General features: G+C 73.4%; 11 protein-coding genes. 8 read left to right on the plus strand and 3 right to left on the minus strand.

Translation table 11 applies throughout. The features are described 5' to 3' along the window. Window positions 1-72: 72 nt before the first annotated feature. Complete coding sequence (locus tag ABZ470_RS16770; protein ID WP_362911933.1) at window positions 73-1,209, plus strand: histidine kinase; 1,137 nt, start codon at window positions 73-75, stop codon at window positions 1,207-1,209. Beyond that, complete coding sequence (locus tag ABZ470_RS16775; RefSeq protein WP_352013389.1) at window positions 1,206-1,853, plus strand: response regulator transcription factor; 648 nt, start codon at window positions 1,206-1,208, stop codon at window positions 1,851-1,853. The genes ABZ470_RS16770 and ABZ470_RS16775 overlap by 4 nt, the downstream gene beginning before the upstream one ends. A gap of 86 nt (window positions 1,854-1,939) precedes the next feature. On the opposite strand, the gene ABZ470_RS16780 is transcribed toward ABZ470_RS16775, so the two are convergent. Further along, on the minus strand, window positions 1,940-3,115 hold the full coding sequence (locus tag ABZ470_RS16780) for an FAD-dependent oxidoreductase (RefSeq protein WP_362911934.1): 1,176 nt from the start codon (window positions 3,113-3,115) through the stop codon (window positions 1,940-1,942). Window positions 3,116-3,255: 140 nt separating this feature from the next. Here ABZ470_RS16780 and ABZ470_RS16785 point away from each other — a divergent pair, with 140 nt between their 5' ends. The 5 genes from ABZ470_RS16785 (at window position 3,256) to ABZ470_RS16805 (ending at window position 7,621) form a co-directional block, all read left to right on the plus strand. Beyond that, window positions 3,256-3,861 (plus strand): TetR/AcrR family transcriptional regulator, encoded by a 606-nt coding sequence (locus ABZ470_RS16785; protein ID WP_362911935.1) that lies wholly within the window; start codon window positions 3,256-3,258, stop codon window positions 3,859-3,861. Window positions 3,862-3,919: 58 nt separating this feature from the next. Next, on the plus strand, window positions 3,920-5,161 hold the full coding sequence (locus ABZ470_RS16790) for a GNAT family N-acetyltransferase (RefSeq protein ID WP_362911936.1): 1,242 nt from the start codon (window positions 3,920-3,922) through the stop codon (window positions 5,159-5,161). A gap of 166 nt (window positions 5,162-5,327) precedes the next feature. Then, on the plus strand, window positions 5,328-6,161 hold the full coding sequence (locus ABZ470_RS16795) for a maleylpyruvate isomerase family mycothiol-dependent enzyme (RefSeq protein ID WP_362911937.1): 834 nt from the start codon (window positions 5,328-5,330) through the stop codon (window positions 6,159-6,161). Between the two features lie 114 nt (window positions 6,162-6,275). Then, on the plus strand, window positions 6,276-7,142 hold the full coding sequence (locus tag ABZ470_RS16800) for a universal stress protein (RefSeq protein ID WP_352013394.1): 867 nt from the start codon (window positions 6,276-6,278) through the stop codon (window positions 7,140-7,142). Then, on the plus strand, window positions 7,139-7,621 hold the full coding sequence (locus ABZ470_RS16805) for a CBS domain-containing protein (RefSeq protein WP_362911938.1): 483 nt from the start codon (window positions 7,139-7,141) through the stop codon (window positions 7,619-7,621). The genes ABZ470_RS16800 and ABZ470_RS16805 overlap by 4 nt, the downstream gene beginning before the upstream one ends. Before the next feature lie 3 nt (window positions 7,622-7,624). Here ABZ470_RS16805 and ABZ470_RS16810 read toward each other — a convergent pair whose 3' ends face one another. Continuing rightward, the gene (locus ABZ470_RS16810) at window positions 7,625-8,095 is read right to left on the minus strand and encodes a hypothetical protein (protein WP_362911939.1); all 471 of its coding nucleotides are present in this window, start codon (window positions 8,093-8,095) and stop codon (window positions 7,625-7,627) included. A gap of 867 nt (window positions 8,096-8,962) precedes the next feature. Between ABZ470_RS16810 and ABZ470_RS16815 the strand changes: the two genes are divergently transcribed. Beyond that, window positions 8,963-11,377, plus strand: coding sequence for an ATP-binding domain-containing protein (locus ABZ470_RS16815; protein WP_362911940.1), 2,415 nt, complete (start codon window positions 8,963-8,965; stop codon window positions 11,375-11,377). A gap of 8 nt (window positions 11,378-11,385) precedes the next feature. Here ABZ470_RS16815 and ABZ470_RS16820 read toward each other — a convergent pair whose 3' ends face one another. Beyond that, a complete protein-coding gene (locus ABZ470_RS16820) occupies window positions 11,386-13,023 on the minus strand; it encodes an ABC-F family ATP-binding cassette domain-containing protein (protein ID WP_362911941.1) in 1,638 nt (545 codons plus the stop codon). Window positions 13,024-13,153: the final 130 nt, after the last annotated feature.

Below are 13,153 nucleotides of genomic sequence, written 5' to 3' on the forward strand. Positions count from 1 at the left end.
CGGCGAACGTCACACGGCGTCTGCGACTTTCGTAGGGGGTGTCCCGTCCGGGCGGGCTTGTAGCCTCTCACCATGATTGACCGGGCATCGAGGATCGTCGACCGGGCCGCGCCCTGGGCGCTCGGCGTGGCGGTGTTCCTGCTGTCCATGGCGGCGACGGCCGGTTCGATGGGGGTGCGCTCGGCGCTTCCCGTGCCGGTGCTCACGGCCGTGGCGGCGTGCTGCGGTGTGGCCGCGGCCTTCGCCAGGCGGTGGCTGTGGCCGCTGGCCGCGGCGGGCGCGCTGTCCTACGCGTGGCTGGTGATGTGGCCCGCCGCCGTCGCCGCCTCGTACTACGCGGGCACGCGGCTCGGCCGCCGCGGCCTGTGGCTCTACGCCGGTGGCGCGGTCGCACTGCAGGCGCTGGGCGGGTTCGTGTCGCACCGGAGCGAGGGGTATCGGGCGCTGGTCGCGGGCACGGTCGTCAACGTGCTGGTCCTGGGCGGCGCCATGGTGGGGCTGCCGCTGTTCGCCGGGCTGTGGGTGCGCGCCAGGCGGCAGGTGTTCGACGCGATGCGTGAGCAGTCCGAGCAACTGCTGCGCGAGCAGGTGCTCCGCGCCGGCCAGGCACGCGACCAGGAGCGGGCCCGCATCGCGCGGGAGATGCACGACGTGGTCGCCCACCGGGTCTCCCTGATGGTCCTGCACGCGGGCGCGCTGGAGGTCAACGCCCCGGACGCCCGTACGGCGGAGGCCGCCGCGCTGATCGGCGGAGTGGGCAGGCAGGCGCTGACGAACCTGCGGGAGGTGCTCGGCGTGCTGCGCTCATCCGATCCGGTACGCGGCCCGCAGCCCACGCTGGCCGACCTGGACCGGCTGCTCGACCAGTCGCGGGCCCTGGGCATCGTGGTCAGCCGCCACGACGAGGGCGAGGCACGCCCGCTTGCGCCGACCGCCGAGCGCACCGCCTACCGGGTGGTCCAGGAGGCGCTGACCAACGTGCACAAGCACGCGGGCGGCGCCGAGACCGAGGTTCACCTCCACTACCGGGCCACCGAGCTGGAGGTCCTCGTCCGCAACCGGCCCTCCACGGCGGACGGCGGCCTGCCCGGCTCCGGATGGGGCCTGGTCGGGCTGCGTGAACGCGTCGAACTGGTCGGCGGCAGGCTGGAGGCGGGGCCGCGGGCGCAGGGCGGCTTCCAGGTGCTGGCCGGGATCCCCACGGCATGATCCGCGTGCTGATCGCCGACGACGAGGCACTGGTCAGGGCCGGGCTGCGGATGATACTTGAGGCGGCGGGCGACATGGCGGTCGTCGGCGAGGCCTGTGACGGTGACGAGGCCGTGGGCGCCGCGGCCCGGCTCAGGCCGCACGTCGTCCTGATGGACGTGCGCATGCCGGGCACCGACGGGCTGAGCGCCGCCGCCCGTGTGCTCGCCGCCCCCGAGGCGCCCAAGGTGATCATGCTCACCACGTTCGACCTGGACGACCACGTCCACGAGGCGCTTCGGCTGGGCGCCGTCGGCTTCCTGCTCAAGGACACCCCGCCGCGTGATCTGGCGGCCGCCGTCCGTACGGTCGCGGCGGGGCAGGCCATGTTGTCCCCCACGGTCATCAAGCGGCTGATCGGCTCGTTCGTCGACAGGGCTCCCTCGCGGGCCGAGTCCGCGCGCGGGCGGCTCGCGGCGTTGACCGCCAGGGAGGAGGACGTGATCAGGGCGGTGGCGCGCGGCCTGTCGAACGCCGAGATCGGGCGGGAGCTACGGCTGACGGAGGCGACGGTGAAGGCGCACGTCAGCCGGGTGCTGGCCAAGCTGGGCCTGGCCAACCGGGTGCAGGCGGCCATCCTCGTCCACGACGCCGGCCTCGGCTGACCGGCGCGGCATCCGAAGACGAACCCCCGGTCGCCGGTTCCGCGAGACGACCCTCGGCACCGTCCTTCCCCGTCCTGACGCGGCGTTCACCCGACGACGACGGCGGGGTCGTGGCCGTGGAGCCAGGCGGTGCTCCTGTCGTAGAACAGCGGCAGGAACAGGCGCATGGCGGCGGCCTGCGCCCGGCGGGCCACGGGGCCGGCCTTCTTGGCCTCGCGGTTGTCCTTGGCCGCGCCCAGGAGCCTGGTGACGCGGGGCCTGCGGGCGGCGTCGTAGCGGGCCAGGGCCCCGGGAACGTCCGACGGGGCCCGGCCGCGCAGCGCGGCGGCCAGGACCAGGGCGTCCTCGACGGCCATGGAGGCCCCCTGGCCCGCGCCCACCGGGTGGGCGGCGTCGCCGATGAGGACGCTGCGGCCGCCGTGCCAGGTGGGGACCGGGCCGAGGGCGTGCATGAGCACGGTGGGGTGGGTGCCGACGGCGGCGGCCAGGACCGCCGAGGGGACCGGCTCGCGCCGGTACAGCGCGGCGGTCTCACGTAGCCATCCGGCGCCGGCTTCGGCGGCGTCGTCGAGGCGGGGCTGTCGCGGGTCGGCGATCTGGGCCGACCACCACACCGTGCCGTCGCCCGCGGCCAGGTGGATGAAGGCCCCGTTGCGGGCGAAGGTCATGTTGAAGACGCCGGGCTCGACACCCAGGCCCCGCGCGTCGGCGGAGACACCGGACACGCAGTACAGGCCGGCGTAGCGCGGGCGCGGCGCGGCCGGGTCCAGGACGCCGCGCACGAGCGACCAGATGCCGTCGGCGGCCACGAGCAGGTCGGCGCTGTCGCGGCGGCCGTCGAGGAAACCGGCGGTGACGGCCCCGGGGGCCTCGGTGACGCCGGTCAGGCGCTCCCCGGTGACGATCTCCGCGCCCGCCTCGGCGGCCGCGGCGCGCAGGGCCTCCACCAGGGCGCCGCGCATCAGGGTGACGCTGTGCAGCGGGTCGTCGCCGCGACGGCCCCGGGGGACGTCGCCGAGGAGCCTGCCCGAGGCCGACCACATGCGCTGGCGGGGCAGGGCGACACCCAGGCGCTGGACCCGGGGCAGGCAGCCGAGGGCCTCCAGGCCGCGCAGCCCGTTGGCGGCCAGGCTGATGAAGGAGCCGACGTCGCCCGCGGGGTCGGCGTAGGCCTCGTACACGGTCACCTCGGCGCCGATGTGACGCAGGGCCAGGGCGGCGGCGGAGCCCGCGACGCCCGCTCCGATCACGATGACACGCATCGTCAACCTCCGAATGCTCATTCACTGAACTTTGATTCACTGAATCTGAATTTGGTGAAAGTGTGTTCGGTAGGATGACCGCTGTCAACCCCGCCCGGAGAGGGCGGGCGGGAAGACGGCGGAGCGTGACGGTGGCGGGTGTGCGCAAGGCGAAGGCGGCCGAGACGAGGGCGGCGCTGCTTGAGGCCGCCAGGAGACTGTTCGCCGAGCGCGGCTTCCTCAACACCAAGATCACCGACATCGCGGCGGCGGCGGGACGCTCGGCCGGCTCCTTCTACGAGCACTTCGCCGACCGGGAGGAGTTGCTCGGGGCACTGCTGGCCGAGATGGAGGACAGCGCCGACCGGGAGGTGGCGCGCGCCGGCCATCCGCGCGAGCACGACCTGACCGACCGCGACCAGCTGCGCGAGCACCTGCGGATCGCCTGGAGCGTCTTCCGCGAGCATCGGGCCGTCATGGTGGCCCTGTTCCAGTCCCGCGTCGGCGCGGGTCCCGGCGACGGCCGGGCATGGGACGACCTGATCTCCGAGACGGCTGTCTTCCGCCACCACCTGGAGTATCTGCGCGAACGCGGCCACCGGCTGCCCGGCGACCCCGAGCTGGTCGCGGCGGCGATGGGCGCCATGCTCGGCATGCTCGGATACTCGATGCTCACCCGCGCCGAGCCCGTCGGCGACGACACGGTCGTCGACACCCTCACCGACCTGCTGCTGTACGGCCTGGCCGGCCCCGCCGGGACACCCTGAGGCCGTACCCCGGGAAAAGCGGTCGCGCCGCGGCGCCCCGATCCGTTAGACAGGTCCGGTGTCCGACACCTACCCGATCCGTCCCGTCACCGGCGAGGAGTTCGAGACCTGGGCCCGGGTCGTCTCCGACACCTACGGTGAGGACCGGACCGAGGAGGACCTCGCCGTCGAACGGTCCGCGACCGAGCTGGAACGCACCCTCGCCGCCTTCGACGAGGGCCGGATCATCGGCGGCACCGCGGCCTGCACCCGTGTGCTGACCGTTCCCGGAGCCGTGCTGCCGACGGCCGGGATCACCTGGGTCGGCGTGACCCCCACCCACCGCAGGCGCGGCGTCCTGACCTGCCTGATGCGCAGGCAGCTCACCGACCTGTACGAGGGCGGCGGCGAGCCGATCGCCGCGCTGCGCCCCTCGGAGGCCCCGATCTACGGCCGGTACGGCTACGGCCCGGCCTCACGCGGAGCCCTGCTGCGCTGCGAGAAACGCTCCATGGCCTTCCTGCCGGGCACCGACTTCGGGGACGGGCGGATCCGGCTGCTGGAACGGGACGAGGCGCGGCCCCTGGTCGAGGAGGTCTACGAGCGCGTCCGCCCCGGCGCCGTCGGCTGGCCCGACCGCCCCGGCAACTGCTGGGACATACGGCTGGCGGACGGCCCGCAGGACCGGGAGGGCGCCACCGCCCTGCGTCACGCCGTGCACCGCGAAAGCGGCGGCCGGGCCGACGGATACGCCCTCTACCGGATCAAGGACGGGCACGGCGACGGCGGGCGCGCCGTACAGGTCGTGGAACTCGCCGCGGTCACCCGCCAGGCCTACGCCGCGCTGTGGCGTTTCCTGGCCGGGATCGACCTGGTGCCGTGGATCGAGTACGAGGGGGCGGCCGACGAGGCCCTGCCGTACCTGCTGGCCGACCCCCGCGCCGTGCGCGCGCACGAGGTGGACCGGCTCTGGGTGCGGCTCGTCGACGTCGCCCGGGCGCTGGCCGGACGGCGTTACGCCCTGCCGCTTGAGGTGGTGCTGGACGTGCGCGACGACTTCTGCCCGTGGAACACAGGCCGTCTGCGGCTGTGGGCCGAGACCGGGACGGCGGGCTGCGAGCGTACGGCCGCCGCCCCCGACCTGCGCCTCACCCCCGCCGAGCTGGGCGCGGCCTTCCTCGGCGGGACGACCCTGGAGACACTGGCCCGCGCCGGGCGCGTCGAGGAGTTGCGGCCCGGTGCGCTGGCCCGCGCGTCGGCGGCCTTCCGGGGCGCCGGGGAGCCGTTCTGTCCCGGGGGCCCGGCCTTCCCTGCTTTCTGAGCACCACCGTCGCGACGGCCGCGCCGCGCCGCCGTGACGTGGGTGCGGGCCGTCATGGCGGCACGGTCGATAGCTTTGCGTCACCGAACGGACGCACAGAGTGCCGATAAGGATCGCGGCACGGGCGTCCGGACGGCCCACCGCAGGCGACCAGAAAGCGACACCCATGAACAAGCCGACCCCCTTGGGCGGCACCGCCGTCCACGAACCGGTCCCGCTGGGCCACGACCGCCACTGCGCCGAGATCGTCGCGCAGACCGACCAGCTCAGGGCGGTCGTGGCGGGGGCGGACCTGGCGGCCGCCGTGCCCTCCTGTCCCGACTGGAACCTCGCCCAGCTGCTGCGGCACGTCGGGTACGGCCACCGCTGGGCCGAGACGATCGTGCGCACCAGGGCCACCACGCCACCTCCGGACACGGAGCTGCGTGACCTGCCCGCCGACACCGGACAGGACCCCGCGGAGATCGACGCCTGGCTCGCCGAGGGCGCGCGGCTGCTGGCCGACACCCTGCGCGAGGCCGGGCCCGACGCGCGGACATGGGTGCCCGTAGAGATGGAGACCTCGGGATTCTGGGCCCGCCGCTTCGCTCACGAGACCCTCGTGCACCGGGCCGACGCCGCCCTGGCCGCCGGGCGGGACTTCACCGCCGGGCGGGAGGTCGTCGTCGACGCCCTCGACGAGTGGATGGAACTGGCGTCCCTGCCGCAGATGCTCGACGTCAACCCCAGGCAGCGCGAACTGCTCGGCCCCGGCCGCACCATCGGCCTGCACGCCACCGACACCGGGCCGTCTGCCGGGACGGAGTGGCTGGTCGACCTCACCGGCGACACCGTCACCTGCCGCAGGGGTCGCGGGGCGGCGGCCGTCACCCTGCACGGCCCGCTGACCGCCCTGCTGCTGGTCGTCTACCGCCGCCGCCCCGCCCGAGGCGGCGGCGTCGAGATCCTCGGCGACGAGCGGCTGCTCGACTTCTGGCTGGACCGCGTCGGCTTCGGGTGAGCCGCGGGGCCCTGCGGCGCCGGCGGGCCGGAAGTCCCTCACGGTCGGGTCTTTCGGCCGCTGCGCCCACCGGGGCCGAAGCGGTCGGATGGAGGAGGGAACCGAGGAGGAGACATGACAGCACATGTAGTGGTGGGCGTGGACGGCTCGCCCGCCTCACAGGCCGCGGTCGAGTGGGCCGCCGACGACGCCGTGCGCCGCGGACGCCCGCTGCGGATCGTTCACGTGTGCGCGCCCTGGATCTACGACATCCCGCTGCAGACCCCGCCCGGATTCCGCGACTCGATGACCGAGTACTGCCAGGAGATCCTCGACACGGCGCTCGCCCAGGCCCGCTCGCACGCCCCCGGCCTGCAGATCGAGACCGTGCGCGAGCGGGGCAAGGCCGGCGAGGTCCTGCGGCGCGAGGCCGAGGACGCCGAGGAGGTCGTGGTGGGCAGCCGGGGACTCGGCGGGTTCACCGGACTGCTGCTCGGGTCGGTCTCGCTCGCCCTGGCCGGTCACGTCGCCGCCCCGGTCGTCGTGGTCAGGAAACCCCGCAGGCACGTCCACGACGAGATCGTCGTCGGCCTCGACGGCCCCCCGGCGCCGGAGGCGGTCTTCCGGTACGCCTTCGAGGAGGCCGTGATGCGCAAGGCCGTCCTGCACGTCGTCCACACGGTCCAGACCCCCGTCCTGGGGCCGTACGCCGAGGCCTACACCTCGCTGATCGACGACGCCTTCGTCACCGAGAAACGCGTGGCCGCCGAGACGCTGGAACCGTGGCGGGAACGCTACCCGCAGGTCGAGGTCAGGCGGACGGTGGTCATCGGGCACCCGGTCGCCGTCCTGTGCGAGGCGTCGCAGACGGCCGACCTGCTCGTCGTCGGCTCACGCGGGCTGGGCAGGGTCGGCGCGGCCGTGCTGGGCTCGGTCAGCCACGGCGTGCTGCACCACGCCCGCTGCCCCGTCGCCGTCGTACGTCCCAGGGGTGAGGCATGAACGACATCGCCGTCCTGACCGTCGCGCAGATCATGAGCCGCACGCTCGTCGCCGTCCCGCCGGACGAGTCGCCCCTGCTGGCCTGGGAGATCATGCGCCGCGCCGACGTCCACCACCTGCCGGTCGTCGACGACACCGGCCGCCTGTACGGCGTGCTGACCCGCGAGGACCTGGCCGCCCACTGGTCCGGCGGCCCGATGGAGCAGTCACACGTCCACGTCCGCGCCCTGGTGGCCGGGCGCCGCTGCCCGCGCACCACACTCGGCGCGAGCCTGGCCGACGCCGCCGCGGCCATGGTCGGCGCCGGGGTGAACGCGATCCCGGTCCTGAACGACTCGGCCAGGCTCGCGGGGATGGTGACCGTCACCGACGTGCTGCGGGCCGTGGCGGGACTCCTCCCCGAGCACCAGGAGCCACCGGAGCTCATGACGGGCATGTTCCGCCTGGTACCGGTGCTTCCCCGGGTCCCGGCCCGCTGACGTCTATCCGCCGGAGGTCACGGTCGCTCCGGGCAGTGACTCCTTCCTGACCTCCGGCGGGCCGACGACGGCGTTGAGGCCGCCGCCGTAGATCTGCGCGGACGCGTTGCCCTCGACGGAGGGTTTCGACGTCTGCCCCTTGACGGTGATCAGCATCCTGGTGGGGGTGCAGACCAGGATGAAGGTGCTCTCGGTGGAGACGGTCGTCGCAGGTTCAAGCGGCCCGGAGAATCCCTCCTCCCGCATCAGATCCCTGGAGGACCTGGTCATGTCGCTGCTCATGCTCCAGTCGGCTTCCATGTCCTTGCTGGAGCCGGCCAGCCCGCACTGGCCTGAGGGATGGATCCACGCGGTCAGCTTGTGGGAGCCGACCTTGATCCGCGCCAGTACCCGGTCCGCCCCCTCGGGCAGTTCCCCGTCGTCGGGCAGGCGCTTCAGCTTGGCCAGCGGCCACTGGGCCGGGTCCTTCAGCACCGGGTCCGCAACCGGTGCCGAGCACGCTCCGAGGGCCGATAACACCAAAAACCCCGCTAAAGCACGCGAAAGACGATCGATCACTGCGATTCCCCGTTCGTAATGACTCAGTCGATTTTGAGTCTAGGGATCTCGCCTGACACGTGAGCGTCACGCGCCCCGTGAGAGGTCTCCGGCGGTCACCGTGGCAATCGGATCAGCCCAGCGGGGCCGGGGCGGGACCTCCCCGGTGGCCACCCGCGTGTCCGCTGGAGGGCCATGGTCAGCGCGGGGCCGGCAGGGGAGCCCGGCGGGCGTGGGTGGCCTGCGGGACGGCCAGGCAGGTTCCGGTGAGCGCGAGGGCCGCGGCCGTACGGCGCAACGGGGCCAACGGGGCCATGGAAGACAAGAGAGGCACGACTCTTCCTCGTCGTAACGGTACGGAGGTGGCCTGGCGGCCACGGTCGGAACCGTACGAGCGCACCGGCCGCCGGGACGACGACGCGGACCCCCCCAACCGTTGGCAGGGTCCGCGCCGCCGCCGGCGGTCGCGTTCGGGGAGCGGCTGGGAATTCGAAAAGCGGCAATGTGTTCTGCGCTTTTCCTGGAAGCGCAAAAACCGTAAGCGGTGTTAATTGCGTGGTATAATGTTAACCGGCCTTTTCTGGGTGGCTTTGAATTGCGTTTTCCCTGCTTTTGGCGCGGGAAGCGGAACCTCCGCCACGGACGTCGCCGCCCAGGCCACAGCCGCCTCCCTCTCAAGGCGATCGACGGGGTTCCCCGCGGCTCGCATTTATGGCTGAAGCGTGCGAACCTGTGGGGCGCACCCCGAGGATTCCCCGGTGCCGAACCCCGTCCCCTGGCCTTGGAGCAGTCTTGTCCTCTTCCGTGCCGGTGCAGTCAGAGCAGTCAGAGATCGAACGCGAGCAGGCCTACCTGGCCATGCTGCACTCCCAGGTCGACATCCACCGTGAGAAACTCGCGCGGGAACTGGCCGAGGTGCTGCGCGAACCGGCGGAGACGGCCCAGGCCCAGGCCGAACGCGGCGCGGCGGTCGGCCGTCTGAACCGGAGGCTGGCCGCCTTCGACGCGGCCGAGCACGGACTGTGCTTCGGCAGGCTCGACTCGGTCGACGGCGGCCGCCGCTACCTGGGCCGCATCGGGGTGCGCGGCGCCGAGGAAGACGAGGAGCCGCTCCTGATCGACTGGCGGGCGCCCGCCGCGCGCGCCTTCTACACCGCGACCGCCGCCGCCCCCCAGGGTGTACGGCTGCGCCGCCACCTGCACACCCGGGAGCGCAGGGTGGTCCGGGTCGACGACGAGCTGCTGGACGGCACCGCCCCCGCCCCGGCGGACATGGAGCTGTGCGGGGAGGCCGCGCTGCTGGCGGCGCTGCGGGCCGAACGGACCGGCCGCATGCGCGACGTCGTGGCCACCCTCCAGACCGAGCAGGACCGGATCATCCGCTCCCCGCACGCCGGGGTGATGGTCGTGCAGGGAGGCCCCGGCACCGGCAAGACCGTCGTCGCCCTGCACCGCGCCGCCTACCTGCTCTACAGCCACCCCCGGCTGGACGAGCGCGGAGTGCTGGTGGTCGGCCCGAACCCGGTGTTCCTCAGCTACATCAGCCAGGTCCTGCCCGGCCTGGGGGAGACCAGTGTGCTGCTGTCCACGGTGGGGGAGCTGTTCCCCGGCGTCACGGCCCTCGAACGGGAGGACGCCGCGGTCGCCGAGGTCAAGGGACGGCTGGTGATGGCCGAGGTGCTGGCCGCCGCCGTACGGGCACGCCAGGCGGAGGTGGGCGGGCCCGTCGAGGTGATCGTCGAGGGCGAGCCGCTGAGCCTGGAGCCGGAGCTGCTGATCGACGCGGCCGAACGGGCCCGTGCCGACGGGCTGCCGCACAACCTCGCCAGGCCCGTCTTCTGCCGGATCGTCATCGAGGAGCTGGCCCGCCGCATGGCGGGCGTGGTCGCCGGGATGGAGGAGCAGATCGAGGCCGACCTGGCGGGCCGGATCGACTCCGCCGCGCTGGAACAGGCCGTGGCCAAGGACCTGGCCGGGCTCTTCGGGCAGGACGCGCCGCCGGTCGACCGGCACGAGCGGGAGCACGCCGAGTTCGAGGAGGCGGAACGGGCCTGGCTGAAGGCGCTGCCGTACGATCCGCAGGTGCGCGCGCTGCTGGAGTGGCTGTGGCCCGCGCTGACCCCGCAGCGGCTGCTTGAGGAACTGTTCGCCGACCCCAGGGGGCTGGCCGAGGCCGCGCCGCAGCTGACGCCCGCCGAACGGGAACTGCTGCTGCGCGAACCCGGCGGCGGCTGGACCCCGGCCGACGTGCCGCTGCTCGACGAGGCGGCCGAACTGCTCGGTGAGGACCGCCGCGCCGAACGGGCCAGGCAGGCCAGGGAGCGCGCCAGGCAGATCGAGTACGCCCAGGGCGTCCTGGACATCGCGCGCGGCTCGCGCTCCGGCGAGGACGAGAACGACGACGAGGCCGAACTCCTCAGTGCCGCCGACCTGCTGGACGCCGAGTTGTTCGCCGGCCGCCATGAAGGACAGGATCTGCGCACGGTCGCCGAACGGGCCGCCGCCGACCGGACGTGGGCCTTCGGCCACGTGATCGTCGACGAGGCCCAGGAGGTCCCGCCCATGGCCTGGCGCCTGCTGGTACGGCGCTGCCCGACCCGTTCGTTCACTGTGGTCGGCGACATGGCCCAGAGCGGTCAGACGGCGGGCGCGCGCTCCTGGACGCAGGCGCTGGAGCCGTTCTTCGGGACGCGCTGGCGGCTTGAGCGGCTCACCGTCAACTACCGGACCTCGGCCGAGGTCATGTCCGCCTCGGACCGGGTGCTCACGGCGATCCATCCCGATCTCGAACCGGCGCGCGCCGTACGCGCGGGCGGTGTCCGGCCGTGGCGCGCCCGGGCCGAGGCGGCCGACCTGCCCGCCAGGCTGGCCGGCCTGGCGGCGCGGGAGGCGGCGGCAGGGACGGGGAGCGTCGCGGTGATCACGCCACGCGAGGACCTGGCACGGCTGGCCGAGGCCGTCCGCGCCGCCGTCCCCGACGCCTCCTGGGGGCGTGAGCCCGACCTGGAACGACGCGTCGTGGTGCTGACGGCCCGCCAGTCCAAGGGGCTTGAGTTCGACTCGGTGGTGCTGGCCGACCCGCAGGCCGTGCTCGACGGCTCCTCGCACGGTCTCAACGACCTGTACGTGGCGCTGACCCGCGCCACCGAACGCCTGGCCGTGCTGCACCCCGGGCCGGTTCCCCCGGTGCTTGAGCACCTGGAGGAACGCGAGCCCTGAGGCGGTGCTCACACCGCCGGTGGGGCCGTCTCGGTCAGCCGCCCCTCGGACAGGCGCAGCCAGCGGCCGACCCCGACCTCGGCCAGGAACCGTTCGTCGTGGCTGACCACCACGAACGCCCCCCGGTAGGCGTTGAGCGCAGCCTCAAGCTGACCGACGCTGACCAGGTCGAGGTTGTTGGTCGGCTCGTCCAGCAGCAACAACTGGGGGGCCGGTTCGGCGTACAGGACGCAGGCCAGGGTGGCGCGCAGCAGCTCACCGCCGGACAGCACCCCGGCGGGCAGGTGGGCGCGGGCACCGCGGAACAGGAAGCGGGCCAGCAGGTTCATCCGCTCGGCCTGCGGCATGCCGGGCGCGGAGGCGGCCAGGTTCTCGGCCACGGTCAGGTCCGGGTCCAGCAGGTCGAGCCGCTGGGACAGGTAGGCGATGCGGCCCTCGGCCCGCCTGACCGTGCCGCCCTCCGGCTCCAGGTCGCCGTTGACCACACGTAGCAGGGTGGACTTTCCGGTGCCGTTGGGGCCGGTCAGGGCGATCCGCTCCGGGCCGCGGACGGTCAGGTCCAGGCCGTGGCCGGCGAACACGGGGCGCTCGCCGTAACGGACCTGCATCCGCTCGCCGAGGAAGACGGTGCGGCCCGCCGGGACGTCGGTCCCGGGCAGCTCCAGTGTGATCCTCTGCTCGTCGCGCAGGGCACGGCCCGCCTCGTCCAGGCGGGCCTTGGCGTCGCCGACCCGCGCGGCGTGCGTCTCCTGGGAGCGTGCCGCCGACTCCTGGGCGTTACGCTTCATCGTCCCGGCGAAGATCTTCGGCAGCCCGGCGCTCTTGAGGTTGCGGGCGGCGTTGCCCGCCCGGCGTTCGGCCCGCTCCCTGGCCTGCTGCATCTCCCGCTTCTCCCGCTTGACCTCCTGCTCGGCGGTGCGGATGTTCTTCTCCGCGACCTGCTGGGCGGCCCGTACGGCCTCCTCGTAGGCGGTGAAGTCGCCGCCGTAGAAGCGGATCTCGCCCCGGTCGAGTTCGGCGATGCGGTCCATGCGGTCCAGCAGCGCCCGGTCGTGGCTGACCAGCAGCAGGCAGCCGTTCCAGTTCTCGATCACGCCGTAGAGCCGGTGGCGCGTGTCGAGGTCGAGGTTGTTGGTCGGCTCGTCCAGCAGCAGGACGTCCGGCTGCCTGAGCAGCTGCGCCGCCAGGCCCAGGGAGACGATCTGGCCACCGCTGAGGGTGCCCAGGCGCCGGGTGAAGGGGATGTCGCCGAGACCGAGCCGGTCGAGCTGGGCGCGGGTGCGTTCCTCGATGTCCCAGTCGTTGCCGACGGTGGTGAAGTGCTCCTCGCTCGTGTCGCCGGACTCGATGGCGTCCAGCGCCCTGATCACCGGGGCGATGCCCAGGACCTCGGCCACGGTAAGGCCGCCGGTCAGGGGCAGGTTCTGCGGGAGGTAGCCGAGCACGCCCTCGACGGACACGCTGCCGCGGGCCGGCCGGTGCTCACCCGCGACGAGCTTGAGCAGCGTGCTCTTGCCCGCGCCGTTGGGCGCGACGAGTCCCGTACGGCCGCCGCCCACGGTGAAGGACAGGTCCTCGAAGAGCGGGGTGTCGTCGGGCCAGGAGAAGGAGACGCTGGAAAAGACGATGAACGACGCGTCGGACATGACGAAGACCTCAGATGTGCGCAGGGCGTACCGTGCCGCCCTGTGGCGGGAGAAAAGGGGAACGAAGGAAACGACGGCACGACCACGGCGGCGCATCACGCGCTCCTGCTCGCGGCCTGCCATCCCGGGT

The sequence above is a fragment of the Streptosporangium sp. NPDC020072 genome (genome assembly GCF_040631445.1).
In the GTDB taxonomy this organism is placed as follows: Bacteria; Actinomycetota; Actinomycetes; order Streptosporangiales; family Streptosporangiaceae; genus Streptosporangium.